General features: G+C 73.7%; 24 protein-coding genes. 13 read left to right on the top strand and 11 right to left on the bottom strand.

Going from position 1 to position 25,692, the window contains the following annotated elements; translation table 11 throughout:
• Positions 1-632 precede the first annotated feature (632 nt).
• Positions 633-1,127, top strand: a complete 495-nt coding sequence (locus ACIQBJ_RS15165) for a DUF5709 domain-containing protein (RefSeq protein WP_400708975.1) — start codon at positions 633-635, stop codon at positions 1,125-1,127.
• A 49-nt stretch (positions 1,128-1,176) separates the two neighbouring features.
• Here the strand turns inward: ACIQBJ_RS15165 and ACIQBJ_RS15160 are convergent, their stop codons facing one another.
• Positions 1,177-1,893 (bottom strand): carbon-nitrogen hydrolase family protein, encoded by a 717-nt coding sequence (locus ACIQBJ_RS15160; RefSeq protein ID WP_400708972.1) that lies wholly within the window; start codon positions 1,891-1,893, stop codon positions 1,177-1,179.
• A 569-nt stretch (positions 1,894-2,462) separates the two neighbouring features.
• Here ACIQBJ_RS15160 and ACIQBJ_RS15155 point away from each other — a divergent pair.
• Complete coding sequence (locus ACIQBJ_RS15155; RefSeq protein ID WP_400708969.1) at positions 2,463-3,470, top strand: GNAT family N-acetyltransferase; 1,008 nt, start codon at positions 2,463-2,465, stop codon at positions 3,468-3,470.
• 147 nt (positions 3,471-3,617) lie between these two features.
• Here ACIQBJ_RS15155 and ACIQBJ_RS15150 read toward each other — a convergent pair whose 3' ends face one another.
• Positions 3,618-4,388 carry a spermidine synthase gene (locus tag ACIQBJ_RS15150; protein WP_400708966.1) on the bottom strand — a complete coding sequence of 257 codons (771 nt, stop codon included), beginning with the start codon at positions 4,386-4,388 and terminating at the stop codon, positions 3,618-3,620.
• Positions 4,389-4,728: 340 nt separating this feature from the next.
• Here ACIQBJ_RS15150 and ACIQBJ_RS15145 point away from each other — a divergent pair, with 340 nt between their 5' ends.
• Positions 4,729-5,604 (top strand): alpha/beta hydrolase, encoded by an 876-nt coding sequence (locus ACIQBJ_RS15145; protein ID WP_400708963.1) that lies wholly within the window; start codon positions 4,729-4,731, stop codon positions 5,602-5,604.
• An 84-nt stretch (positions 5,605-5,688) separates the two neighbouring features.
• On the opposite strand, the gene ACIQBJ_RS15140 is transcribed toward ACIQBJ_RS15145, so the two are convergent.
• The 4 genes from ACIQBJ_RS15140 to ACIQBJ_RS15125 form a co-directional block, all read right to left on the bottom strand.
• Positions 5,689-6,804, bottom strand: a complete 1,116-nt coding sequence (locus ACIQBJ_RS15140; RefSeq protein WP_400709779.1) for an AI-2E family transporter — start codon at positions 6,802-6,804, stop codon at positions 5,689-5,691.
• A 455-nt stretch (positions 6,805-7,259) separates the two neighbouring features.
• Positions 7,260-7,961, bottom strand: coding sequence for a glycerophosphodiester phosphodiesterase (locus ACIQBJ_RS15135; protein WP_400708960.1), 702 nt, complete (start codon positions 7,959-7,961; stop codon positions 7,260-7,262).
• 248 nt (positions 7,962-8,209) lie between these two features.
• A complete protein-coding gene (locus ACIQBJ_RS15130; protein WP_400708957.1) occupies positions 8,210-8,623 on the bottom strand; it encodes a molybdopterin-binding protein in 414 nt (137 codons plus the stop codon).
• Positions 8,624-8,876: 253 nt separating this feature from the next.
• Positions 8,877-10,238, bottom strand: coding sequence for an ROK family transcriptional regulator (locus tag ACIQBJ_RS15125; protein ID WP_400708954.1), 1,362 nt, complete (start codon positions 10,236-10,238; stop codon positions 8,877-8,879).
• Between the two features lie 84 nt (positions 10,239-10,322).
• On the opposite strand from ACIQBJ_RS15125, the gene ACIQBJ_RS15120 reads away from it, so the two are divergent.
• A complete protein-coding gene (locus ACIQBJ_RS15120; RefSeq protein WP_400708951.1) occupies positions 10,323-11,516 on the top strand; it encodes an MFS transporter in 1,194 nt (397 codons plus the stop codon).
• 149 nt (positions 11,517-11,665) lie between these two features.
• Here the strand turns inward: ACIQBJ_RS15120 and ACIQBJ_RS15115 are convergent, their stop codons facing one another.
• Positions 11,666-12,310, bottom strand: coding sequence for a class I SAM-dependent methyltransferase (locus ACIQBJ_RS15115; RefSeq protein WP_400708948.1), 645 nt, complete (start codon positions 12,308-12,310; stop codon positions 11,666-11,668).
• Between the two features lie 191 nt (positions 12,311-12,501).
• Here ACIQBJ_RS15115 and ACIQBJ_RS15110 point away from each other — a divergent pair, with 191 nt between their 5' ends.
• A complete protein-coding gene (locus tag ACIQBJ_RS15110) occupies positions 12,502-13,425 on the top strand; it encodes a deoxyribonuclease IV (protein WP_400708945.1) in 924 nt (307 codons plus the stop codon).
• A 9-nt stretch (positions 13,426-13,434) separates the two neighbouring features.
• Complete coding sequence (locus ACIQBJ_RS15105) at positions 13,435-14,199, top strand: TVP38/TMEM64 family protein (RefSeq protein WP_400708942.1); 765 nt, start codon at positions 13,435-13,437, stop codon at positions 14,197-14,199.
• Positions 14,200-14,241: 42 nt separating this feature from the next.
• Here the strand turns inward: ACIQBJ_RS15105 and ACIQBJ_RS15100 are convergent, their stop codons facing one another.
• The gene (locus tag ACIQBJ_RS15100; RefSeq protein ID WP_400708940.1) at positions 14,242-14,610 is read right to left on the bottom strand and encodes a YrdB family protein; all 369 of its coding nucleotides are present in this window, start codon (positions 14,608-14,610) and stop codon (positions 14,242-14,244) included.
• 137 nt (positions 14,611-14,747) lie between these two features.
• On the opposite strand from ACIQBJ_RS15100, the gene ACIQBJ_RS15095 reads away from it, so the two are divergent.
• The 5 genes from ACIQBJ_RS15095 to ACIQBJ_RS15075 all read left to right on the top strand — a co-directional run bounded on the left by ACIQBJ_RS15095 (position 14,748) and on the right by ACIQBJ_RS15075 (position 19,550).
• On the top strand, positions 14,748-15,299 hold the full coding sequence (locus tag ACIQBJ_RS15095; RefSeq protein WP_400708938.1) for a DinB family protein: 552 nt from the start codon (positions 14,748-14,750) through the stop codon (positions 15,297-15,299).
• 348 nt (positions 15,300-15,647) lie between these two features.
• Positions 15,648-16,043: a cell division protein SepF gene (locus tag ACIQBJ_RS15090; protein ID WP_400708936.1), complete on the top strand. Its 396-nt coding sequence runs from the start codon at positions 15,648-15,650 to the stop codon at positions 16,041-16,043.
• A gap of 175 nt (positions 16,044-16,218) precedes the next feature.
• Entirely contained in the window at positions 16,219-16,935 is a 717-nt protein-coding gene (locus ACIQBJ_RS15085; RefSeq protein WP_400708934.1) for a TetR/AcrR family transcriptional regulator, read from the top strand.
• Positions 16,932-18,584, top strand: a complete 1,653-nt coding sequence (locus tag ACIQBJ_RS15080) for an MFS transporter (RefSeq protein WP_400708932.1) — start codon at positions 16,932-16,934, stop codon at positions 18,582-18,584. The genes ACIQBJ_RS15085 and ACIQBJ_RS15080 overlap by 4 nt, the downstream gene beginning before the upstream one ends.
• Positions 18,585-18,848: 264 nt before the next feature.
• Positions 18,849-19,550 (top strand): hypothetical protein, encoded by a 702-nt coding sequence (locus ACIQBJ_RS15075; RefSeq protein WP_400708930.1) that lies wholly within the window; start codon positions 18,849-18,851, stop codon positions 19,548-19,550.
• A 19-nt stretch (positions 19,551-19,569) separates the two neighbouring features.
• Here ACIQBJ_RS15075 and ACIQBJ_RS15070 read toward each other — a convergent pair whose 3' ends face one another.
• Both ACIQBJ_RS15070 and ACIQBJ_RS15065 read right to left on the bottom strand, forming a co-directional pair.
• Positions 19,570-21,162 (bottom strand): oxidoreductase, encoded by a 1,593-nt coding sequence (locus tag ACIQBJ_RS15070; protein WP_400708928.1) that lies wholly within the window; start codon positions 21,160-21,162, stop codon positions 19,570-19,572.
• Positions 21,163-21,223: 61 nt separating this feature from the next.
• Complete coding sequence (locus tag ACIQBJ_RS15065; protein ID WP_400708926.1) at positions 21,224-21,403, bottom strand: hypothetical protein; 180 nt, start codon at positions 21,401-21,403, stop codon at positions 21,224-21,226.
• A 313-nt stretch (positions 21,404-21,716) separates the two neighbouring features.
• Here ACIQBJ_RS15065 and ACIQBJ_RS15060 point away from each other — a divergent pair, with 313 nt between their 5' ends.
• Positions 21,717-22,940, top strand: a complete 1,224-nt coding sequence (locus ACIQBJ_RS15060; RefSeq protein WP_400708924.1) for a nitrous oxide reductase family maturation protein NosD — start codon at positions 21,717-21,719, stop codon at positions 22,938-22,940.
• Between the two features lie 118 nt (positions 22,941-23,058).
• Positions 23,059-24,087: a methyltransferase gene (locus tag ACIQBJ_RS15055; RefSeq protein WP_400708922.1), complete on the top strand. Its 1,029-nt coding sequence runs from the start codon at positions 23,059-23,061 to the stop codon at positions 24,085-24,087.
• 226 nt (positions 24,088-24,313) lie between these two features.
• On the opposite strand, the gene ACIQBJ_RS15050 is transcribed toward ACIQBJ_RS15055, so the two are convergent.
• Positions 24,314-25,690 (bottom strand): acetyl/propionyl/methylcrotonyl-CoA carboxylase subunit alpha, encoded by a 1,377-nt coding sequence (locus ACIQBJ_RS15050; RefSeq protein ID WP_400708920.1) that lies wholly within the window; start codon positions 25,688-25,690, stop codon positions 24,314-24,316.
• Positions 25,691-25,692: the final 2 nt, after the last annotated feature.

Below are 25,692 nucleotides of genomic sequence, written 5' to 3'. Positions count from 1 at the left end.
CTGCCCTGCTGTTCCGCCTCCTATCCGCCTCCTACTCGGCTTCGCTCTCGGCCTCGATGTGGCCGAGCCCGTACCTGCATCCGACGTACCGCTCCCGCGCTCCCCGTCCCCGGGCCGCTGCCTCCTGCTCCGGCACTACCGGGTCCGGCCCGGAACCCGACACCACCGTTGCCGCCCGCATCGACCGGAACAGGTCCGTTCCCACACGCACAGCTCCTGGCACGACGGGCCTCGCCCCGACCGGCTCCACCCGCGACCCGGGCCACGGACCCACCAGCACCCGGGCCCGTTCTCCCGCCACCGGTCCGTCGCCCCGGCCTGCCCCGTCCACTGTCACCGTCGGCCTCCCGATCCTCTGCTGCTGCTCCGACACCTCCACTCCATCCCGCCCTCCCGGCCACCTGTCCCTTTCTTGACGCCTTCGCTACGCCCACGAAGCGCCTGTTGACGCATCCCTGCGCCGCGCACCGGCCGACCAGCCTCCTCAGCGCCGTGCATTCGACCTCACAGCTGCCGTCACCCCTCGTACCGCCGCCGCTCCAGACCGCTCCGTGTTGCGGGCCGGGTGGCTCCCTGGCGAGCATGAAGAAACTGCGTGTGACCTCACCCGAGCGACGAGGACAGGTGCTGTCATGACCGACTGGGACGCCCAGGACCCGGAACCCGCCGAGGACGACGGCGTTCTCGAACCGGCCGATTCCCTGCTCACGGACCGGCTGAACGACGATCCGCTGGACACGGGCGTCATCCCCCCGGACGGTTACCGGGGCGCAACCGCGTACGGCACGACCCCGGCGGAGGCCGAGCGCGGCGAGTCCCTGGAGCAGCTGTTGTCGGAGGAAGAACCCGACGACGTCCCCGAGGTGGTCGACGACCGCTGGTCCGACGGCCCCTCCCCGCGGGCGGGCCGCCTCGTCGAGGACGGCCTCGACACCGAGGGCACCGATGTCGGCCCCGACTGCGGTGCCGCCAGTGCCGAGGAGGCCGCGGTCCACCTGGTGTACCCCGACGATGACGCCGAGGCCGAGCTCGACGACGCCGGCCCGGACGAACCGCTGAGCGAGGCAGTCCGCTTCACCGTGCTCGACGACCTGGCCGACCGGGTGCCCGACGACGACTACCGCTGACCGGTCACCATTATCCGCTCCTCCTCGGCCACCCCCGCGGTTGCTTTTCTCATCCCCGCCCCTCCACCTCCAGATCGGCCACCTGCAACTGCGGACCGCTCTCGCCGGCTTCCGTGACCACGCTCCCGTCCGGTGCCCATACGGCGCTGCCGCCGCAGCCCTGCCAGGGCCCGATGGAGCCGACGAAGTTGGCGAGCACCACGTGCATATTGGTGACCTTCGCTATCGCCGGATACACGGTGCGGCGTTCTTCCCGCCCGCCCTCGCTCCCGTAGATCGAGCTCGCCAGGTGCACTTGGCAGCCCTGCGCGACGTTCCGCGCCGGCACCTCGGGAAAGTGGTTGTCGTAGCAGGTGGCCAGTGAGTAGCCGACGCCGTTCCACCAGAACCGGCCACCTCCGACACCGGGCTCGAACACGCCCCGCTCGTTCTCGTACAGGTGCTCCTTCGCATAGGTCGCCAGCACCTCGCCGTCCGGCCCGAACACGATGCTCTCGATCCGCGGCAGTCCTCCCGGGCCCCGCCGCACACCGTTGACCACCACGACGATCCCGATCCCCCTCAACGGGGCGAGCCTCGGATCGTCCGGCTCGGTCCACAACTCCCGGTCTGCCGAGATGAGCTCCAACTCGTAACCGGTCAGCGCCAGTTCCGGGCAGACCAGCACCTCCACGCCGGCCTCTCGCGCCTCCTCCGCCAGATCCGCAATGGTCCTGACATTGGTCGCCACATCTCCGGCAACGCAGGCGAACTGAGCTGCCGCCACCCGCACTTTCCCCATCCGACTCCCTCTCCCATGATCACGATGGCCGTCGGCCCCGCCCGACCCACGCCATTCTTCCCAACCCGGCCCGCACCCCTACGACAGGCCTCCGCCGTCGAAGACCGCACAGGCGGGCATCGTCGACCAACTCTCCCCTTCCCGCCCCCTTCGGCGCTCACTTCTGACACCGAACCCTAGCCGCACCACAAAGGAGCAGGAAATAAATTTCCCATAAGATCCGAAGCCATTCGAGAACCCCCAAGATGGCATCCAGAAAAAACGTTTCTCCTCAAAAAATCAAAGAGGTTCAATCGGCCGCAGAAAATCCGAGATCGCGCCCCGATAATTAATTTGCACACGGCTCCCCCGACCTCTAGCCTCTCGAATCACCGAAGACGGTCAGGTGGCCGGCAGAAGTCGAGCGGAGGTGTGCGATGGTTCCGATAAGCGGTGTCCGTTCCACGGCACCCCCGATCGTGACCGCCCCTGGCAAGCTGGATTCTCCGTGCTGCGGTGAGCGCGGATCGCCATGATCGGTTGGGTGCTTCCACCTCTCCTTCCCAGGAGGCACCGTGATCTTCCGTCCGATCGTCCCTCAAGAAATCGGTTCCGTTCTGGCCCATGTCCGGCCGGACTCCTCGACCACCCTCTCCGCCGATCTCATTCGCTCCCGCCTCGCGTTGGGCGAGTACAGGCCCGGATGGATCTGGATCGCGGAACCCGTACCCGGCAGGGCGCCCATGGCGATCGCCGTCTGGTGGGGACGGCCGCTGGACTGCCATCCCGGCAGCCTGGACGCGCTGTTCGCACCACTCGGCCCGCTCCCGGTTCCCGCCGGTCCACCCCGGCGGACGGCCTGGGCCGCGTCCTGCTCCACCGATCCGCGCAGTGCTGTCGCCGCTGCCCTGCTCACGGCAGCTCATCAGGTCTTTGCCGCCGACGGTCTCGCCATCGCGCCGCCGTTCCACCTCTTCCTCCCGCCCGCATGGCGCGCCCGTTCGGACGTGGCTGCCGCGGTCGCCTGGCGTCGCCGTGCGGCGGAGGCGGCAGGTCTTCACTGCGCCAACGAACGCCTCCGCTTCGAGTGGACGACCGACCGGCCCGTTCCGGCGCTTTCCGGGAGGCTGCGGTTCGTTCCCGAACCCGATGACGAAGTCTTCGTCCGGCTGATACGCCGTGTGCTTCCCGGCACCCTGGAGCGGTCCGGTGCACGTGAATGCATGCTCGTCGGTGCCGAGGCACAGGCCCGGTCCGAAGTCGCCTTCTACCGCCAGGAGATGCTCGGGAAGCGGGCCTGGTGGCGAATAGCCCGCACGACGACGGGCCACGTGGTGGGGTTCGGCATCCCCTCCCACAACTCGGAGGTGCCCGTCACCGGCCCCCTCGGGGTGCTTCCGGAATTCCGCGGTCGCGGCTTCGCGGCCGAGATCCTCGCCGAGACGACCAGAATCCTGGCCGCCGAAACGGGGGCTGCCGTGATCCGTGGAGAGACCGACATCGCCAATCACCCGATGGTCGCCGCCTTCGAGCTGGTCGGCTATCTCGACCACGCCCGCCGCCTCGTCCTGTCCGCCGGCTGACCAGCCACAGGTGCGACGCCCGGTCCCCGCCCCGCCGGGCGTCGCGCCCCACAGTTTCTCCACCTCAACGCGAAGACTCCGAACGACGAAGGAGATCCCGTGCAGTACGACTTCACCTACACCGGACCACCGCAGCCGCTGCTGGGCTCAGTTCAGCGAAAAAGCCCCGGCCGGCGGCGGTGGCGAATCCTCGGCCGTCGCGTCGGTGACCGGCTCTGCCGCCTGCTCCGGCGACTCCGTCAGCCGTGCCGGGAAAGGATCGGCGGCGAGCAGTCGCGCCAGTTCCCCGACCGGGATCGGCCCGTCGGAGCCGATCAGCAGGATGTTCCCGTACCGGCGTCCCCGGAGCACCGAGGGCTCGGCCACCAGACAGACGTGTGCGAACACGGCCGCGAGCGTCGCCGCCTGGGCCTTGGCGAAGGCCAGCGGCGGCCCGTCGGCGAGGTTCGCCGCGTAGTGGCCCCCGGGGCGGAGCGCAGCCGCTGCGGACTGCACGAATTCGACGCTGGTGAGATGGGCCGGCGTCCGCGAGCCGCGGAACACGTCCGCTACGACCACGTCGACGCTCGCGTTCTCGACCTCGGCGAGCACGGCCCGGGCGTCGCCGACGGTCACCTCGATACCGGTCGGCCACGGCAGGTGGTCCGCGACGAACTCCGTCAGCGGGCCGTCCACCTCGACCACCTGCTGCCGCGAGCCCGGGCGCGTCCGAGCCAGGTAGCGGGGCAGCGTCAACGCCCCTCCGCCCAGGTGCAGGGTGTCCAGCGGTTCACCGGGCTCCGCGACCACGTCCAGCAGGTGCGCGATCCGTTGGACGTACTCGAACTCGAGGTACGTGGGGTCCTGGAGATCGACGTAGGACTGCGGGGTGCCGTCGAGAGTGAGCAGCCAGCCACCGTCGCGATCGATGTCGGGCATCAGCTTCGCCGTCCCCAGCGCGACCGCCCGTTCGACCGGAAGCGGCTCCGACGCATCGGCTGGCGTGCCCGTCATCGGCCGGGCCGCCGGAAAGCGACGGGGCGAAGAACGAACGATGAAGCGACGATCATGCGGGCAGCTTAGGCCCCATCAGGGCCGTCTTCCCAAACGGGCGGGGCTACCGACCGGTATGGTCGCTCAGGAGGTCCCGCCCGGGGTGGTCCCTGGCGGTGCGGCGCAGCGGGAAATGGGTGTGGCTGGCGTGGAATTCCGTGAAGACATCCTGGGTGCTCCGTACGAGGCTACGGAGCTCCCCCTCCGCCCGGACGAGGAAGGGGAGGTGAGTGCCACCCTGGTCCGTCGGCTGGTCCAGGGCTCGCGCCAGGCGGTGCTGTACCTGCACGGCTACACCGACTACTTCTTCCAGACCCATCTGGCCGACCACTACAACGCTGCGGGTTTCTCCTTCTACGCGCTGGACCTGCGCAAGTACGGCCGCTCGCTCCGGCCGCACCAGTCGCCGAACTTCGTGACGGACCTCCACACCTACGACGAGGAACTGGACGAGGCGGTCCGAATCATCCGCGAACTCGACGGACACACCAGGCTGTTGGTGAACGGGCACTCGACCGGCGGTCTGGTGGCGGCGCTGTGGGCGGCCCGGCACGAGGGGCACGGCCTGGTCGACGGCCTGTTCCTGAACAGCCCGTTCCTGTCGATGCCGGCCGCTCCCGCCGTCAGGACGCTCGGTGCCCCGGCGCTCGACGCCCTCGGGCGGGCAGCGCCCACCCGCAAGCTCCCGGCCCCGCTGAATCCGCACTACGTGCACAGCCTCCACCGGAACCACCGCGGCAGCTGGGAGTTCGACCTGGCGCTGAAGCCTGCCGAAGGCTTCCCGCTCTTCGCGGGGTGGCTCGCGGCGATCCAACGCGGGCACCGCCAGGTCCGCCGCGGACTTGCCGTCGACTGCCCGGTCCTGCTGATGGCCTCGACCGCCTCCACCATCACCAACAACTGGGACGAGGCGCTGATGCGCACCGACGCGGTCCTCCGGGCCGATGACATCGCCGCACTCGCACCGCGTCTCGGACGGCACGTGACCACCGTCCGGATCGAGGGAGGCGTCCACGACCTGGTCCTGTCCGGCGAGCAGGCCCGCGCCCAGGTGTTCGCCGAACTCGACCGGTGGCTGGCCGCCTACTTCCCGACCCCCTGACGGTCCGTCGGGCCGCGCCTCCTTCGGGGCGCGGCCGCAGGACTGGCGGGGAAGCCGACAGATCGACAGGCTGACCGGCCGGTGTCAGTCCTCGGTGCGGGTGCGCCTGCGTCGACCGGTCGGCACACCCTGCGGCCCGGCGCCGTCACGAAGGACGGAGACCACTCCGAGGCCGGCCGCACTGACCGGGACGGCCAGCAGCGCACCGATGATTCCGGCGATCCCCGAACCCGCCACCACCGCGATCATGATCGTGGCGGGATGCAGTTCGACGGTCCGGCTCTGGATGACGGGCTGCAGGATGTTTCCCTCGATCACCTGGACGGCCAGCACCACGCCCAAGGCCCACAGCGCGGTTCCCAGACCGCCGTTCGCCAGGGCCACGAGCACGGCCACCGTCCCCGACAGGAAGGCCCCGACAAACGGAATGTAGGCCCCCATGAACACCAGTGCGCCGAGGCCGGCCGCGCCGGGCACGCCCAGAACCAGCAGTCCGATGGAGATGAAGGTCGCGTCGATCAGCGCGATCAGGGTGGTCCCGCGCATGAAACCCGCCATCGCCGCGAAGGCCTGCTGACCGCAGGCGATCAAGGTGTCGGCGTGACGGCCGGGGAAGACGTCCTGCACGGCGTCCCCGAAGCGGTGGCCGTCGCGCAGGAAGAAGAAGACCAGGGCGAGGGCCAGGACACCGCCGGTGAGGAGCTGCGTCACCAGGCCGAGGCCGGACAGTACGCCGTTCGCCAGCGAGTCGACCAGTGTGCTCCCGGAACCCGAGCTCTGCTGCAGCGCGTACTGGACCTTGTCGCCGAACGGCCCAAGCCAGGAGGCGATCCGGTCTCCGGCCTGCTGCAGCCCGGAGACGATCTGCGGGGCGCTGTTCACCAGGGAGTTGACCAGCAGCGCGATGCCTCCGGTGACGGTCAGCACCAGGACGGTGCAGGTCAGTCCGGCTGCTGCGCCACGGCCGACGCCCCGGCGGACCAACCACGGCATGACGGGGTAGAGCAGCGCGGTGGCCAGGAGCGCGATCAGGATCGGGATCGTCGCCGCCCTCAGCTCCACCACCACGAACACCGCGAAGGCAGCCACCGTGAGGAGGAGGATCACCGCCGCCGACCAGGCGGCAGCCGCCCGAACCGATGGCGGCAGCATCTGGGAGGGCCGCCGGTCGTCCGGCAAGGACCGTCCCACCGCGACCATCACTCCCGCGGAACCTGATGCCCCGCCAGAGCCCATGGAGGTGTTCCCTGCTGACGACGACTCGCCACCGGGCCCGTCGCCCTGCCCAGGCTCCTGGTACGAGCCCCCATCCCCCTGCGCAGACCCGGGGGCGACCTGATCGCCACCCCGGCCCGGCTGCTCCGGTGGGGCCGGGGCCGGGCCCTGGTCCGACCGGCTCCTCGGACCTCGGGGGTCCTGCGGGCCCTGCGAATTCGAGGAGTCCTCTGCCGCCACCGCCACCTCCGCGACAAGACGCCATCATGATCGTCTCATTCCAGCACATGGGGGTGGTATCCGACGGAACGGACAGAACGGCCCGGCGCGTCGGCCACGCGGCCGCTCCTCCCCGCTCGAACCCTCCGAGCCCTCCGAGCCCTCCGAGCCCGAGCGGCGGGTGTCCGACGGCCGGGGGCGGAACCCGCTCCGGCAGCGGGTCAGCCGCTGTACTCGTCGATCGTCCGACGCAGCAGGGCGACCCGGTTGGAGGTCAGCGAGTCGATGCCCAGGGTGAGCACCTTCCGCATGGTCCTGCGCAGATCGACGGTCCAGGTGGCCAGGCCCATGCCCGCTTCGTGGACCGCCGCGACCAGCCGCTCGTCGACCAGCCCGAACGGCGGGTTGAGGTAGCTGGGGCGCAATTCGTCGAGCAGCCGAGGCTTGGGGAGTTGCAGGCGGTTCCAGGTCAGCGAGATCTCCGCTTCGGGGACGAGTTCCCGGACGGCGAGCATCGCCGGCACCGGTCCGCAGAACGCGACACGGCTCTCCGCCCCGAGGTCCCTGACGACCTGCCAGGCCGCGGCAACGGGGGCCGCGTCGTCGAGATCGATCAGCAGTTGCCTGCCCCCGGTTGCGGCGACAGCGGTGAGCGCCTCCGCCAGGGTGGCGATCCGCAAGCCGGGAGTGGCGACTTCCTCCAGCTGATCGGCCGTCACCCGGGCGATCGGACGGGGGTCGTTCCACAGCCGCGCCAGCGTGCGGTCGTGGAGCAGTACCGGCACCCCGTCCTTGGTGAGCTGGACGTCGACCTCGACGGCGTCGGCGCCGGCCGCGAGAGCCGCCTCGACCGCCGGCAGGGTGTTCTCGCGGTGCAGGTACGGGTCACCCCGGTGGGCGACGGCGCGCACGCGGCTCTTCAACGGAATCGTCCTCTCGCACGGTCGGGCAAGTCACGGTCCGGGCCGCCCCGCCACAGGTCGGCCACCGGACTCCGCATCCTAGGCGGCCCGGGAGCGCGGGCTTCGGCCGGTCACCGGTACCGGCCCGCGGTCCTGGTGAAGGCTCTCTCCTCCGGCGGAGAACGGCGCCGTGCCCGACCGCGCCATTGCCGTCGAACGTCCTGCGAGCGGCCGTCCGTCCTGCGGGGCCGCTGCCGCCGGACGATCCGTCAGCGTCGCTCGACCACCACGTTGGTGGACTTGATCACGGCGGTGGCGGGTGCGCCCGGCACCAGTCCGAGTTCCTCCGCCGAGTCACGGCTGATCAGCGAGACCACCCGGAACGGTCCGGCCTGGATCTCCACCTGCGCGGCCACGTCACCGAGGACCACGGCGGTCACGATCCCGGGGAAGCGGTTCCTGGCCGAGGAGCGCCCCTCCGCCTCGCTGGTCTCCGTCCGGGCCAGTTCCCTTGCGAAAGAGGCGAGTTCGGTCCCGGCAATGATCCGGTGGCCGTGCTCGTCGCGCACCGCGGCCAAGCGCCCCGCGTCCACCCACCGGCGCATCGTGTCGGCGCTCACCCCCAGCATCGAGGCCGCCTCGCCGATGCGGTACGGGTGGACGGGCCGATCGGAGGTGGCCATCGGTGCAGCTCCCGGGCGGTCGGAGGAGGGACGAACTGACCCCGTCATCCTGCCGTACCGCCCGCCCGTCCCGCGCACGCCCCACGCCCAACCCGGCAAGGCCCCACACCGGGCACACCCGCGACCGCGCGACTCGGCGCGCCCGGCCACCTTCCCCGGCCTCCCGCCGACCGGCTCCGAACTCGGACTCGGACTCGGCCCCGGCCCCGGCCCCGGCCCGACGGGGCAGAGCCGCGCCGCAGCCGGAGCTGCCTCACTCTCCTCCGAACAGCTCCCGGCGGGCCGCGTCGCCCGCGGTCAGCACCGCCCCGGCAAGGACGGCACCGCCGCCCGCCGTCCCGGCCTGGACCTCGGTGGCGAGCGGGGAGAGCGCGGCCAGCCGGCGCTCGACCCTGGCCGCCAGGTCGGGGCCGCCTGCCTGGCCGATCTCGCCGCCCAGCACCACGCAGCCCGGGTCGAGGACGACACAGATCGCGGAGGCCCCGAGGGCGATCCGGGCCGCCAGTTCCTCCAAGAACTCCTCGGCCCCGGTCTCCACCGCGTGCCGTACCACCGCCTCGGCGGCGGGCTCGATGACGTCCTCCCCGAGCCGAAGCCGACCGGCCTCAAGGGCGACACCACCGCAGCCGTCCGATCCCGGGCCGCCCGGTGGACGGCCCGCAGGCTCAGCGGCATTGGCGCCAGGCGCTCCGGGCTCGGGCTTCAGACCGTGACGCTCGGCGAGTTCGCAGATCGCCGCACTCGACACCATCGAGTGGAAGCCCCCGTCGCAGTTGGTGGCGCCGGGCAGTCCGACCGTGCCGGGCACCGGGAGGAAGCCGATCTCTCCGGTACCGCCGGAGGCGCCGCGGCGCAGTCGGCCGTCCAGCACCACGGCGGCGCCGACGCCGTGCCCGAGCCAGATCAGGGCGAAGTCCCGTCGGCCCCGGGCGGCGCCGAGCCGGTGCTCGGCGATGCCCGCGAGGTTGACCTCGTTCTCGAGGATCACCTCGGTTCCGGGGCGGGAGCGCAGGGCGGCCAGCAGTTTGGTGTGCCACTCGGGGAGCTTCCCCGAGTTGTTGAGGGCGCCGGTCGAAGGGTCCACCAGACCGGGCGCGCCGACCGCGACGGTGTGCAACTCCTTCGCACCGGCTGCGGCGGCGGTGGCGAGCAGCGTCTCGACGGTCCGCTCGACGAGCAGGTCGCCCTCCGCCCCAGCACCGACGGACGCGCTGTCCGCGCCCTCGCCTCCCAGCACGTGGCCATCGGTCGCCGCCGCCTCCGGCACGGCGGCCGGGATGGTCGCGGTGCCGAGGGTGCGTCCGGTCAGGTCGGCGACCACCAGGCTGACGCCAGTGGAGCGGATGTCGATCCCGGCGAGGTGGGCACGGTCGGCGACCAGCTCGTACAGGCGAGCGTTGGGCCCCCGGCGCAACGCGGCGCTCTCGCCCGCCTGGGCGACCAGGCCGCCCCGCTGGAGGCGGTCGAGCAGGTCTGCGACGGTGGGTCGGGAGAGGCCGGTCAGGGTCCGCAGGTCGGATGCGGTGAGCGGGCCCCGTTCGAGCAGCAGCTCGAGGGCAAGCCGGTCGTTGATGGCCCGGGCGGTGCTCGGCGTGGCAGTGCGAGCGGTCGTCATGAGCCTGCATCCTTCCAGAGGTTTCTATCAGGCAGGGTCCCTGATAGTTTACTGGCATCCGATCGACCCAAGGGGGAGCCCGGCATGGGCGAGACTCTCAAGGACGTCCAGCGCGCAAGGGTGAGCGTGGCGCTGGTGTTCGCCGTTCACGGTGCCGTCACCGGCACCTTCGTCACCCGCATTCCGTGGATCAAGGACCACCTCGATCTGAGTCCCGGTCAGCTGGGCATCGCCCTGGTCTTCCCGGCCGTCGGCGCGTCCGTGGCGATGCCGCTGGCGAGCCGGATCGTGCACCGGCTGGGTGCCCGCACCGCGCTCCAGGGCCTGCTGACGCTCTGGTGCCTCTCGCTGGCCCTCCCGGCCCTGGTCCCGAACCTCGCCACGCTCTGCCTGGCGCTGTTCCTGTACGGCGCCACCGCCGGCATGTCGGACGTGGCGATGAACGCCCAGGGCGTCGAGGTCGAGGAGCGGCTCGGCCGGTCGATCATGTCCGGCCTGCACGGCATGTGGAGCCTCGGCGGGCTGGTCGCCTCCGGGTTCGGCGTGCTGGCGGCCCATCAGAAGGTCGACGCCCGGCTCCAGTACGCGGTGACCGCCGCGGTGCTCACGGTGCTCGCCCAGATCGTCTCGCGCGGGGTGCTCGACGTCCGCCCCGCCGCCGAGGAGGAGGCCCCGCCGCGCTTCGCGCTGCCGCCCAAGGAGGCGCTGCTGATCGGCCTGGTCGGCTTCTGCGCGGTCTTCGCCGAGGGTGCCTCGATGGACTGGAGCGGCGTCTACCTGCGCGACGTCACGGGTGCCTCCGACTCGACCGCGGCCGCCTGCTTCACCGCCTTCGCGGCGACCATGGCCGCGGCCCGGCTGGCGGGCGACGCCGTGGTCCGGCGGCTGGGCCCGGTGCGCGCCGTCCGGCTGAGCGGCGCGGTGGCCACCACCGGCGGCCTGCTGGTGGTGTTCGCCGACCGTCCGTACGTGGCCGTCCCGGGCTTCGCCCTGATCGGCATCGGCATCGCCGTGGTGGTGCCGCTGGCCTTCGCCGCCGCCGGGCGGGCCGGCACCAACCCGAGCCAGTCGATCGCCGGTGTCGCCACCGTCACCTACACCTCCGGCCTGGTCGCCCCGGCCGTGGTCGGCGGCATCGCGCAGGCGAGTTCGCTGACGGTCTCCTTCGTCGCCGTCACCGTGCTGGCCGCCGCGCTGATCCCGGCCGCGACGGCGCTGCGCCACCGCAGGCCGACCGACACCCCGGCCACGACGGCCTCCCTGGAGCCCATCCGCTGACGGGCGGTCCCGGGGCGCGGGCGCCGTCCACCGAGGGGGCACGGCCTCCCCTCGACGCGTCCCGCCCCGCCCGAAAGCGAACCCGAACAGGCCCGAACAGCGCCGGACGGGCGCGAACGAGCCCGGACGAGCCCCGACCCTCCGGAGCATCAACCCGGTTTCCGCTGCGTCACCCGCCACAGTCGGCGCGGGAGTTCGCCCTCCTCGAAGGGCTCGGTCCCGGGCGCCGTCCAGCCCTCCGCCAGCCGGTCCACCAGTTCGCGCGAGAAGAAGTGCACCGCGAAGCCGCCGTGCTCCCAGATGTCGTCGCCGTGCCCCGTCCCGGCGCCGAAGTGCGCGTCGCCGGTGTGCCGCACCGTGTACACCAGGGTGCCGCCGGGTCGGAGCACCCGCCGCACCTCCCCGGCCAGCGCCACCAGTTCGTCGGTCGACAGGGCCATGCAGAACAGCATGTGCGCGTACACCGCGTCCACCGCGCCGTCGGGCAGGCGCAACGGCTCGCGGACGTCCTGCACCAGGGTGTCCACCGCCAGCCCCTCGGCCCCGGCCCGCTCGGCGAGCTGGTCCAGGCCCACGGGGCTGAAGTCGGCCGCGGTGACGGCGAAGCCCCGGCGGCCGAAGTACAGGGCGTCCCGGCCGTGGCCCGCGCCGAGTTCGAGCACCGCCCCGCCCGGGCGGAAGACGGTGGCCCCGTACGCGGCCGACTCGGAGGGCCGCTCGCCGTACATCTCGGGGTGCGCGGCGTACGTCCGCTCCCAGTGCTCGCGCTGTGCCCGCGCCAGTGCCTCGCCCATCGCCTCCGCCTCGTTCCGCGTCCCGCTCCCACCGACACCGACACCGGTGCCGGCACCCGACCACCAGCGCGATCGACCACACCGGCCGCACCGGCCGCACCGGCCGATGAACACACGGACCGACGGGCGGCGCGGGGGAACCCGGTCCGCGGTGCCCACCCCGGGGAGCTGCGGTTCCATCCTGCCGTGCGATGCTCCTGGTCATGGACTCCGCCCCGCGCAACCCGATCGGCGCCCACGTCCCGGTGGCCGGCAAGGGCCTGGCGGGCACGGGGCTGGCCTACGCCGACAAGGTGGGGGCGGAGGCGGTGCAGGTGTTCGTCGCCAACCCGCGCGGCTGGGCGACCCCGGCCGGGAATCCCGCGCACGACCTGGCGTTCCGGACGGCCTGCGCCGAGCGGGGCGTCCCGGCGTACGTGCACGCGCCGTACCTGATCAACTTCGGTTCGGACTCGGCCGCGACCGTGGAGCGCTCGGCCGAGTCGCTGACGCACTCCCTGCACCGCTCGGCGGCGATCGGCGCGCGCGGCGCGGTGGTCCACACCGGGTCCGCGCTCTGCGGCGGCGGCACCCGCGCCGAGGCGCTGGCGCAGGTCCGCGAGCAGGTTCTGCCGATCCTGGACGGCCTGGACCGGTACGGGGCGGACGCCCCGTGGCTGCTGCTGGAGCCGACGGCCGGGCAGGGCAGCTCGCTCTGCGCCCGGATGGAGGACCTCGCCGCCTACCTGGCCGCCCTGGAGCACCACCCGCTGGTCGGGGTCTGCCTGGACACCTGCCACGCTTTCGCCGCCGGGCACGACCTGGCCGCGCCCGGCGGCGTGGACCAGTTGTTCGCCGCGCTGCACGAGGCGGTCGGCCCGGGACGGCTGCGGCTGATCCACGCCAACGACTCGCAGGACGTGGCCGGGGCCCGCAAGGACCGGCACGAGAACATCGGCGCGGGCCACATCGGCGCCCCCGCCTTCGCGGCGCTGCTGGCCCACCCGGCGACGGCCGGGGTCCCGCTGGTCATCGAGACCCCGGACGGCCGCCACGATCCGGCCCGGATCGAGGGTGCCCGCCATGCCGCCGACATCGCGCTGCTCAAACAACTGCGCGACCGCACCGCCGGTTAAGCTCACCGGGTGCCCGCCCCTCACCCGATAGCCGGTCCCGACTCCCCGACCGCCGACGACTCCGGCGCCCCGGCCCGGGGAACGGCGTCCGGAGCAGCCGCCGAAACGGACGCTGCCCCGGCCACCGGCACCCACCCGCCGCACCGCCACGCGCTCCAGCGGCTCGCCCTGCTGGTGGCGCTGCTGGCCGCCGCCGCGTCCTCCCTGCTGCTGTGGGACCCGTCCACGATGCTGACGGCGGTGTCCGGGCCGTGGCGGGTGCCGTTGGCGGTGGCGGTGTACGGCTTCGGGACGGTGGCGTTCCTCCCCCGTCCCGCGCTCAACGCCGGGGTCGGGCTGCTGTTCGGCCCGCTGTGGGGCGTGCCGGTGGCGCTCGCGGGGTCGGCGCTGGGGGCGGCGGTGGCGTTCGGGCTGGGGCGCCGGCTGGGGCGGGACGCGCTGCGGCCGCTGCTGCGCGGCAAGGTGCTGACCGCGATCGACCGGCGGTTGTCCGAACAGGGTTTCCGCAGCGTGCTGCTGGTCCGGCTGTTCCCGGGGGCGCCGTTCCAGGCGGGCAACCTCGCTTGCGCGTTCTCCGGCGTCCGGTTCCGGCCGTACCTGGCGGGCACCGTGCTCGGCGTGGTCCCGACCACCGCCGCGTACGTGGTCGCCGGGGCGAGCGCGGGGTCGCCGACCTCGCCGGTGTTCCTGATCTCCGCCTCGGTGATCGCCGTGATGTGCGTGTTCAGCGCGGTCACGCTCTGGCGGGCCCGCCCGCGCCGCTCCTCGTCCTGACCGCCTCCGCCCCTCCCCCGGGTGCCGCCCGGGGCGCGGCCGTCAGCGCTCGACGGCCGGCGACCACTCGCCGAGCAGCGCCAGCACCACCGTGTTGAGGACCATCACCGCACCGATCCCGAGCGCCCACCCCGGGCGCCCGGTGACCGCGAGCAGCGCCACCGCCCCGCCCCAGACCAGCAGTTGCACGGCGTACCACGCCACCGGGGCGTCCCGGACCGGGCGGCGCGGCGCTGCGTACCGCCCCCACAGCACGATCGCGACGGCGGGCAGCACCAGCGCGAGCAGGACGCGCACCGGCAGCGGGCCGTCCGCCCACAGCCCGTACCCGCCGATCGCGAGCGCCACCAGCGAGACCAGCTCCAGCAGCAGCCGGAGCGCCAGTTGACTTCCCGTCAGCACCTTGCGCATGCCCGTTCCCCCCGTACCGGCGGCCCCCGTGACCACCACGACCGGGAATTCCTACCACAGCACCGGCCCGCCGGACCTGCCCCGGACGGGCCCGAAAAGGGTTCGCCGACCGGGCGGGGCTGCTCCACCATGGCGACATGACGAACGAGACCTCCCCCGAGAATCCCACCGAGACCCCCGCCACCACCCGGGTCGACCCGCCACTCGCCGCCGACGAGGCCACCATGCTCGGCGCCTGGCTGGACTTCCACCGCGCCACGCTGGCCGTCAAGTGCGCGGGCCTGACGCCCGATCAGCTGCGCGAGCGCTCCTGTCCCCCGTCCACGCTGTCGCTGCTCGGCCTGGTGCGGCACATGGCGGAGGTGGAGCGCCACTGGTTCCGCGGGGTGCTGGACGGCCAGGACCTGGGTGGCTCCGGCCGCTACTGGTCGGAGCAGTACCCGGACGGCGACTTCGACCTGATCGACGACGCCGACCCGGTGGCCGACACCGCCGCCTGGCAGGAGGACGTGGCGTTCGCCCGCGAGACCGCGCGCGGCCTGTCGCTGGACACCGTGGCCAAGGGGCGGTCCCGCGACGGCGAGGTGACGCTCCGTTGGATCATGGTCCACATGATCGAGGAGTACGCCCGGCACAACGGCCACGCCGACCTGCTGCGGGAGCGCATCGACGGCGCCACCGGCGAGTAGCCCACGACCGGCGGCCGGCCACCGGTCAGGCCCGACCACGCCCGACCCAGCGTGGCTCGCCCGGGCCGAACCGAAGCCGTTACATGATTGTTGACACCCAGTCAACTGAGCCCGGGCCGTCACCGATATGGTCGTCGCGCGCAACCGTTCAGGGATCATGGGCGTCATTGCGGGTATCCGGGGAGCACGGATTTTCCTCCGCGCCACAACCCGTGCGGCGGGCACAAGCGGGCACATCTGCGGTGATCAGTGCGATACTCGGACAGTTCCAACAAGTGGATGACGTGTCAAAACGACCCGTCGTCCCTCCGGGGGACGAGTACGGAACGAGACAGGGAGGCGCGGCTAATGGGAGCACTTCGCGACGAGCACCACAACGGGTGGCTGATGCCCTCCGGAAGCTACCCGGCCGCGATGTACGAGGAACCGTGGGAGGGCGAGGAGACGCTGCCCGGCGTCCAGATCGGCCCGTCCAGGATCGTCTCGCTCCGCCCGACCGGCTTCGAGGCCGCCCGCACCGTGGGGGAGCACATCCGGGCCTCCACCCCGGTGGTCATGGACCTCACCGAGATGAGCGACGCCGAGGCCAAGCGCATGGTCGACTTCGCCTCCGGCCTGATCTTCGGCACCTGCGGCGGCATCGAGCGGATCGCCCGCCGGGTATTCCTGCTCACCCCGGCCGAGGTCGAGGTGATGGTCATCGACCGCCCGCTGGACGACACCGGCTTCTACAACCAGAGCTGACGCCCGGGCGGCCACGCCCCGCCACCTCGACGCCCCGGCCGAACCTCACGGCCCCGAAGGCCCCGCGCCCCGCGCGGGGCCTTCGTCGTGCCCGCTCCCGGCCCGCCCGGCCTCCCCCTGAGACCCGTGCATTTAAATTGAGACACGAATGTCTCATCCGCGCTATGCTCCTCCCATGGCAACCGACCGCGACTCCGTCCTCGAAGCGGCCGTCGGCGTCCTCTCCCGGCGCCCGACGGCCCATCTCGACGAGATCGCCCGCGCCGCGGGCATCAGCCGGGCGACGCTGCACCGGGTCTTCCCGGGGCGCGAGGCCCTGATCCGCGAGGTGGGCGCCCTCGGCCTGCGCCGGTTCGCCACCGCGCTGGACACCGCGCAGGTCGAGGAGGGCGACGCCGAGGCGGCACTGCGCCGCCTGGTGGACGCGGTGGTGCCGGATGCCGCGCTGTGCGCGTTCCTGGCCGGCGAGAACCAGCTGTACGACGACGAGGAGATCAACGACCTCTGGGAGTTCCAGGACGCCCGGGTCCGCGCACTGTTCCTGCGCGGCCAGCAGGAGGGCGTGTTCCGGGTCGAGCTCTCGACCGGCTGGCTCAGCGAGGCGTTCTTCGACCTGGTGGCCGGCATCGGCTGGGCCGTCCAGGAGGGGCGGCTGGCCCCGCGCGAAAGCGCCTTCTCACTCGCCGAGCTGTTCCTCGGCGGCGCCCTGCGAAGAGACCCCCGGCGGAGCCCCGAGCAGGAGAAGCCGTGGCATTCGCACCAAGAACAGCACCAAGAACAGCACCAAGAACCACGACAGGAACCGCAGCAGAATCCGCAGCGAAACCTGCAGCACGACCTCGAGCACGACCCCGAGCCCGAGAAAGATCCACGGAGATCTGATATCCCATGAGTTCCACCCCCGTCGTCCGGTCCGGCCACCGCTGGACCGGTCTCGGCGTCCTCGTGCTGGCCGTCACCCTGGTGGCGGTCGACGCGACGGTGCTCTCCCTCGCCATCCCTTCGATCACCGAGACCCTCCGCCCGTCCGGCACCCAACTGCTGTGGATCGGTGACGTCTACTCCTTCGTGCTGGCCGGCCTGCTGGTGTCGATGGGCGCGCTCAGCGACCGGCTGGGCCGCAAGCGGGTGCTGCTGGTGGGTTCGGCGGCGTTCGGCGCGGCCTCGCTGCTGGCGGCGTACGCGCCGGGTCCGGGCTGGCTGATCCTGGCCCGGGCGCTGCTCGGCGTGGCCGGTGCGACGATCATGCCGTCCACCCTGTCGCTGATCCGCACGCTGTTCCCGGACACCCGGGAGCGGGCCACCGCGATCGGCATCTGGGGGGCCGGCGCGGCGGCGGGCGCGGCGCTCGGCCCGCTGGTGGGCGGCGTGCTGCTGGAGCACTTCTGGTGGGGGTCGGTGTTCCTGCTGAACCTGCCGGTGATGGTGCTGCTGCTGGTGTTCGGCGCCTGGCTGCTGCCGGAGTCCCGCGATCCGCAGCCGGGCCGCTGGGACATGCCGAGCGTGCTGCTGTCGATGGCGGGTGTGATCGGCGCGGTGTACGGCGTCAAGGAGTTCGCCGCGCACGGCTTCGCCGACTGGTCGACGCCGGTGGTGTTCGTGCTGGGCGCGGGCCTGCTGGTGGCGTTCGTCCGCCGTCAGCTGCGGCTGGAGACGCCGCTGCTGGAGGTCCGGCTGTTCCGGAACCCGCGTTTCACGGCGGCGGTGGTCTCCTCGCTGATCAGCCTGATCGGCCTGTCCGGCGTGATCTTCTTCATGTCGCAGTACCTGCAGCTGGTCCGCGGCTACTCGCCGTTGGACGCGGGCCTGGCCGAGATGCCGGCCTTCGTCGGCTCGGTGGCGGGCGGTCTGCTGACGGCCCGTCTGGTCCGCCGGGCGGGTGCCCGCCGGGTGCTGACGGTGGGCCTGTTCGTGATGGGCGTGGGCATCGGCGTGCTGGGCTTCGTCCGGGTGGACAGCGCCTACCTGCTGCTGGGTGCCTCGTTCCTGGCGCTCGGCACGGCAGAGGGCGTGGTCTACACGCTCTCCTCGGACCTGGTGCTGGGCACCGCCCCGGCCGACAAGGCGGGCGCGGCCTCGGCGGTGTCGGAGACGGCGTACGAGCTGGGCGCGGCGCTGGGCATCGCGCTGGTCGGCTCGGTCGTGACGGCCCTGTACGCGGGGTCGCTGACGGTTCCGGCCGGCGTCGATCCGGCGCTCGCCGATCGGGCGGGCGAATCGCTGGGCGGTGCCCACGAGGCGGCGTCCACGCTGCCGACGGGTCTCGCCGAGCAGCTGATGGGCAGCGCGAGCAGCGCCTTCGTGCACGGCATCACGGTCGCCGCCTGGGTGTCGGCCGCCCTGCTGCTGGGCGCCGCCGTCCTGGCGCACCGCCTGCTGCGCGCCACCGCCCCGGCCCGAACCGCGCCGGACCAGGCGCCGCAGCACGGGGAAAGCCCGCAGGCGCACGAGCACGAGCAGAAGCACGAACGCGAACAGAGCCAGGGACAGGGCCAGGAACAGGGACAGGGACAGGAGGAGCGCATACCCACCGGTCACTGACCGGCGCGCCCGCCCCGGGCGGGCATCCGGCACCCGGCGCCGCGCATCTGACGGCCCGTCGGGCCCGCCCCGCCGGCGCGGGCGCCGCACTCGTCCCAATGGCGCAGCGCCGCTGGCCCGGGGCGCGGGCGGGCTCGGACGATGGGTGGTGGCGGGTCCGGCCGGGCCGGTTCCGCACGTCCGGACGCGGGCCGCGGGCCCGCCGGACCGACCGCGGCGCGCACGGGCCGGCGCGGGGTCCGTCGAGCGAAGGGTGCATCGGCCATGCAGGAGACGGAGCGGGACGGTTCGGGCGGCGGCGGCCTGCGGCGGCAGGGGCCGGCGACGGGCCCGGCGCGGGGTCCGGTGGCGAAGCCGGTCGCGGGTCGGCGCGGGCTGCGGGTGGGGCTGGCGATCGGCGCGGCGGTGGCGGGCATCGCGGGCATCGCCGCGTGCGGCGGCACCTCGGGCGAGGACCCGGTGCAGGCGGCGCTGTCGACGTTCACGGTGGGGGCGCCGCCGGAGACGGCGGGCTTCTCGGGCGAGCCGCCGTCCGCGTTCGCCTCGGCGCACGAGTCGGCGTTGGCCTCGGTGTCGGCGGCGGAGGCGTCGGCCTCGGCCCGGGCGTCGGCGTTCGAGGCGTCGGCGAACGCCCAGTTGGCGGCGACCCACGACAAGGCCGTGCAGGTGCTGGCGAACGTCCCGGACGCGGGCAACGCGATGACCGACGTGACGCTGACGGGGGTGCCGAACTCGGTGTCGGGCGATCTGACGGCGGCGGTGGTGAACGTCACCAACAGCACCGGCGAGACCCGCTCCTACGCGATCCAGGTCGATTTCCTCGACAACACGGGGAAGGCGGTGAGTTCGACGGTGCTGGGTGTGGAGCAGTTGGCGGCGCGCGCGACCGCCAACCCGGTGGCCTTCTCCAAGGCGGGCAAGGACGTGAACGTGAACCCGGTCGTGGTGAAGGCCTACCGGTACTGACGGGTGCCGGGGGCGGCCGTCAGTTGCGGTTCAGCGCGCGGGTGATGCCGGCCACGGCGGCGGTGGTGAGCACCCAGCCCGCGGCGACCAGCAGGTAGCCGACGGTCTGCCGGTAGTCCGTCCAGTACCAGGCGGAGCGCTGCCCGAAGCCGCCGATCGGCACCAGCAGGTCGAGGGTGTAGACGAGCGGGTTGAAGGGCGTGCCGGAGCCGCCGCCGGACTGGGTGGACTGCTGGCCGCCGCCGGAGAACAGCGCGGTGCCGAGCGCGGTGAGGAGCAGCAGCCAGAGCCCGGCCTGCCAGGGGCGGTAGCCGTAGCCGACGGTGGCGTCGAGCAGGCGGCCCCAGGCCCGGCCGGCCGGGCCGAGGGTGTGCCGGCGGCGGCGCTGCTTGGCGAGCAGGACGCGGCGGGCGTCGTCGTCGTGGCCGATCTTGCGGTACCAGGCGGCGAGTTGCTCGTAGGGCTGGGGCGCGTAGCCGGGCAGGGCGGCGAGCCAGTCGAGGCGGTGGGCGAGGGTGCCGGCGTCGCCGTCGGGGTGGATCGAGGTGTAGGTGAAGCCGTCGAGGCGGCTGTCGGCGGGCCAGCTGCGGGCGTGGTCGTGCAGCACGGTGACCTGCGCCTCCTGCAGGTCGACGGCGCCGGTGGGGGTGGCGGCGGGGGTGAGGCGCAGTTCGCCGGCCTTGAGCCGCTGGGCGTCCAGGGCGACCAGGTCGGCCGGGTCGCCGCCGGTGGGCCGGCCGCCGTCGAGGACGGCGCCGTGCAGGGAGAGTCTGCTGCGGACGGTGGCGCCGGGCAGCCGTATCGGGCCGTGCGCGCGGAAGCCGTCGGAGAGCATCATGGTGCCGGTGCTGAGGTCCTCGCCGCTGAGCGCGTCGCCGCAGGGGTTGTGCAGTTCGGCGCCCTCCAGGAAGAGGCCGCCGCCGAGCTGGGCGCCGACCAGGCGCAGGCCGCCGCGCACGGTGAGGCCGTGCCGGCCGAACAGGCCGCCCTCCATCACCAGGCCGCCCGCCCAGAGCGCCCAGACGTCGCCGGCGGGCAGGGCGGCGGCGCGGCCGGCGGGGCCATCAGGACCGTCGGGGCCTTCGGGGGTGTCGGTGCCGACGAGTTCGCGGGCGGTCAGCCGGACGCCGCTGAGCCGGAGTTCGCCGGTGATGTGGGCGCGGGTCAGGGTGAGGCGGCCGTCGATGACGGAGTCCTCGAAGAACAGGTTGCCGTCGACGCGCAGCAGCCAGCCGTCCAGTCCGGGCAGTCGGCAGCCGACCAGCCCGGTGGAGCGCAGTTGGGCGCCGCGCAGCATCACCGGCTGTTCGAAGTGGCAGCCGGTCAGGGTGAGCGCGTGCGGGACGGCGGTGTCGGCGAGGTCGAGGCGGCCGGTGATCCGGGCGCCGGTGAGCCGCAGGGCGCCGGGCGTGCCGGAGGTGAGCAGGGCGTGCAGCGCGGCGGCCCGGACGGTGCGCTCCGCGCCCCAGGCGGCGCCGTCGCACGGGTCCTCCGCCCCGTCGCGCGGGTCCTCGGCCCGGGCGTCCTCGGGTCGCAGGTCCACGTGGGCCCCGGTGGCGAAGCCGTCCCAGACCCGTTGTTCGATCTCGCTCAGTTCGGCGTACGCCAGCACTGCCCGTTCCCCCTGCCCGCCCCGTCGGTCAGCGCACAGCGTACCGGGGCGGCGGGGACGGTCAGTTGACGGAGCGGAGGATGACGTCCTCGTAGTCGCAGACGCCGTCCTCGGCGTAGCGGGGGCCGGTGTGTTCGGCGGCGGGCAGGCCGTCCCCGGCGGGGAGCGGGTCGCCGGGGCGGTGGGCGGTCGGTTCGGCGGGGGCGGTCGGTTCGGTGAGGTGTCCGGTGTACGTGTCCATGGCTCCATAGTGGGCGGGTCCGCCTGTACGGGCCTGGTGCCCGGCCGGAGAGCCCCCCGATCGGGTGTACGGGTGGTACCTTCCTCTCCTTCACCCGGCCGCCGCACCGGGTCGTCCGCGAACCTCCCGGCCGCCGGGGCCGTCCTGACGCCCCGTCACCCGGTCGGCGGGCGGCGGGAACCACCCGGGCGGCGGCGTCGGGCGGCCCGGGTGCGCCGACCGGCTGGCCGGGCCCGGGGCGCGACCTTAGCTTCGAGGCGGCGGGCGTGCCGACGCCGCCCGTGACCGCGACTTCCGGAAGCCGGCCTGTTCGATGACTGCTCCCCCCGCCCCGGCGCGCCCGCGCGCCCGACGTCTGCGCAACCGACGTCTGCGCACCCGACGGCCCAGCGCCCCGCTCCCCGCCGGCCCGTCCCCCCGTGCCCCGCTCCCCGGCGCCCCGCGGCCGCGTCCCCGCACCCGGCTCGCCGCCGCCCTGCTGTCCTGCGCCTGCGCGCTGCCCGCCGTGCTGGCGGTCGCCCCGGCGGCGGCCGCCCCGACCGGCCCGGGGGTGTTCCGGGTGCCGCCCGGCGGCTCGGTGCAGGCGGCGCTGGACGCGGCCCGCCCGGGCGACGTGGTGGAGCTGGCCGAGGGCAGCTATCCGGGCAGTCCGACGCTGGCCACCGACGGGGTGACGCTGCGCGGCGCGGGCCCGGGCACCGTGCTGGTGCCGGACCCGGGCGACCGGGGCGCCTGCGCCCGGACCGGGAACGGCCTGTGCGTGGCGGGCACCGCGGACGACCGGGGCGCGCCGGTGCGGGTGCTGTCGGGGGTGGTGGTGGAGGGGCTGACGGTGGCGGGTTTCGCGCGCGACGGCCTGAGCGCGGCCGTCACCGACGGTCTGACGGTGCGCGGGGTGACGGCCCGGGACAACGGGCTGCAGGGCATCAGTGTCGAGATGTCGACCCGGACGGTGCTGACCGACAACGCGGCGCACGACAACGGCCAGGCCGGGATCTTCGTCGCCAACTGGTACGACCGCAAGGGCGGGGCGCTGGACACCCGGGGCACCGAGGTGTCGGCGAACCGGCTGACCGGCAACCGGATCGGCCTGCAGCTGCGCCGGGTCCGCGGGCTGGCGGCCCGGGCCAACCTGGTGTCGGGCAACTGCGGCGGCGTGTTCGTGGTCGGCGACGACGGGGTGCCGCGGGCCGGGGCGCTGACCGTCGCCGAGAACGTGGTGCGCGCCAACAACCGCTACTGCGCGCCGATCCCGCGCCTGGACGCGGTGCAGGGCACCGGCATCCTGCTGACCGGCACCGAGGACGTCACGGTCTCCGGCAACCGGGTCTCCGACCACACGGGGGCGTCCCCGATGTCGGGCGGCATCGTGCTCTACCCGAGCGTGGTGGGCGCCCCGAACGCCCGCGCCACCGTCACCGGCAACGTGCTGGCCGACAACCTGCCCGCCGACCTCGCCGACCGCGACCCGGCCGGGACCGGGCACCTGTTCACCGCCAACTCCTGCCGCACCTCCGAGCCGGCCGGCCGCTGCTGACCCACCGGCCCGCTCCCCCGCCGAAAGCCCGACAGGCCGCTGGCCCGAGAGCCCGACAGGCTGAGAGCCCCAGAGCCCGAGAGCCCCGCCGGCCGAACAGACCGAAAGGCAGTCCCCCATGACCTCCGCCCCTCCCCTGTCCGTCCCGCCCTCGATGCTGCTGCGCGAGCTGGTCTTCGGCGCGGCCTGCGCGGGCGCGGTCCGCGCCGCCGCGAGCCTGCGGCTGCCGGACGCGCTCGACGAGGAGCCCGCCTCCGCCGCGGAGCTGGCCGCCCGGCTCGGCGTCGAGCCGGGCCCGCTGGAGCGCCTGCTGCGGGCGCTGGCCTGCTACGAGGTGTTCGCCGAGGACGGCGACGGCCGCTACCGGCACACCCCGCTGTCCCGGCTGCTGCGCGCCGACGAGCCGGGCAGCCTGCGCGACATCGCGCTGTGGTGCACCGAGCCGTGGACCTGGCAGTCCTGGTCGCGGCTGGACGACGCGGTGCGCACCGGGCGCAGCGTGTTCGGCGACACCTTCGGCAAGGAGTTCTTCCAGTACCTGCACGACGACGCGCCGGAGTCGGCGGCGCTGTTCAACCGGGCGATGACGCAGTCCAGTCGGCAGTCTGCGCAGGACCTGGCGGGGTTCCTCGACCTGGCGGGCGTCGCCTCGGTGGCGGACGTCGGCGGCGGGCAGGGCCTGGTGCTGGCGGAGCTGATGGAGCGTCACCCGGACCTGCACGGGACGCTGCTGGACCTGCCGAAGGTGGTGGAGCACGCCGATCCGCGGCTGCTGCCGGGCGGGGCGCTGGCCGACCGGGCCCGGCTGGTGCCGGGCGACTGCCGGGTGGCGGTGCCGGTGCAGGCGGACCTGTACATCGTGAAGAACATCCTGGAGTGGGACGACGACTCGACCCGCCGGACGCTGCGCAACCTGCGCGAGGTGGCCCGGCCGGGTGCCCGGGTGGTGATCGTGGAGAACCTGGTGGACGACTCCCCCTCGATGCGGTTCACCACCGCGATGGACCTGCTCCTGCTGCTGAACGTGGGCGGCGCCAAGCACACCCGGGGCAGCCTGACCGCGCTGATCGCCGAGTCCGGCCTGGTGCTGGACTCGCTGGCGCCGGTCAACCCGTACCTGCACGCCTTCTCCTGCACGGTGCCGTAGCCGGCCGCCCGCGCGCGGGCGCGGGGGGGGGGGGCCGGGGGGGGCCGGGGGGCCCCGCCCCCCCCCCCCCGGGGGGGCCGGGGGGCGGGGGGGGGCGGGGGGGGGCCCGCCCCCCGCCCCGGCCCCCCCCCCCCCGCCGGCGCCCGCCCCCCCCCCCCCCGCGCCCCCGCGGGGGGGGGCCGCCGCCCCCCCGGGGGCCCCCCCCCCCGGCGCCCGCGCGCGGGCCTCAGTGCACGGCGGCCTGCGCAGTAGCCTCCTCGGCGGCCATCTCGGCGACCAGCGCGGTGGTGTGCCGGCCGGCCCGGAAGCGCGGGTCGGCGAGGACCCGGCGCAGGTAGCCGGTGGTGGTGCGGACAGCGGGGCCGTCGATCCGGAACTCGTACAGGGCGCGGTCGAGCCGGGCGATCGCCTGGTCGCGGTCGGGGGCCCAGGCGACGGTCTTGGCGAGCAGCGAGTCGTAGTCGGGGCCGACCGGCCAGCCGGGGTAGGCGTGGGTGTCGACCCGGACGAACGGGCCGCCGGGCGGCACGAACTCGGTGAGCAGGCCGGGGGTGGGCAGGAAGCCGCGTTCGGGGTCCTCGGCGTTGACCCGGGCCTCGACGGCGCAGCCGCGCGGCCGGACGGCGTCCTGGCGGATCGTCAGCGGGAGGCCGGCGGCGACGGTGAGCTGTTCGCGGACCAGGTCGATGCCGGTGACCATCTCGGTGACGGGGTGTTCGACCTGGAGCCGGCAGTTGACCTCCATCAGGTAGAACCGGTGGTCGGGGGCGAGCACGAACTCGAAGGTGGCGGCGCCGACGTAGCCGACGGCGAGGGCGCCGCGGACGGCGGCGGCGCAGATCTCGCGGCGCAGCGGGTCGGGCAGGTTGGGCGCCGGGGACTCCTCGACGAGCTTCTGGTGGCGGCGCTGCACGGAGCAGTCGCGTTCGGCGAGGTGGACGGCGTTGCCGTGGGTGTCGCAGAGCACCTGGACCTCGATGTGCCGGGCGCCGTCGACGTAGCGTTCCAGGTAGAGCCGTTCGTCGCCGAAGACGGCGCGGGCGTGCGCCCGGGTCTCCTGGTAGCTGCCGGCCATGTCGGCGGGGTCGCGGACCACGGCCATGCCGCGTCCGCCGCCGCCGGCGACGGCCTTGAGGATGACGGGGTAGCCGGTGCGGGCGGCGGTCTCGCGGGCTTCGGCGGGGCTGCGGAGGGCGCCGGTGGAGCCGGGCAGCACGGGGAGTCCGGCCTCGCCCATCAGGCGGCGGGCGACGGCCTTGTCGCCGAGCTGTTCCATCACCCGGGGCGGCGGGCCGATGAAGGTGAGGCCGTTGGCCTGGCAGATCTCGGCGAAGTCGGGGTCCTCGGAGAGGAAGCCGTAGCCGGGGTGGACGGCGTCGGCGCCGGTGAGCCGGGCGGCCTCGACGATGGAGGGGATGTGCAGGTAGCTGAGCTTGGCGGCGGGCGGGCCGAGGTGGACGGCCCGGTCGGCGAACCGGACCACCGCCGAGTCGCGGTCGGCGGTGGAGTGCACGGCGACGGTGCGGATGCCCATCTCGCGGCAGGTCCGGGCGATCCGCAGCGCGATCTCGCCGCGGTTGGCGATCAGCACGGTGGTGAACACGC

Origin of the sequence: Kitasatospora sp. NPDC088391 (assembly GCF_044753345.1) — a bacterium.
Lineage (GTDB): Bacteria > Actinomycetota > Actinomycetes > Streptomycetales > Streptomycetaceae > Kitasatospora.
Note: the sequence above shows the minus strand (reverse complement) of the source record. Positions and strands in the feature narration are given on the sequence as shown.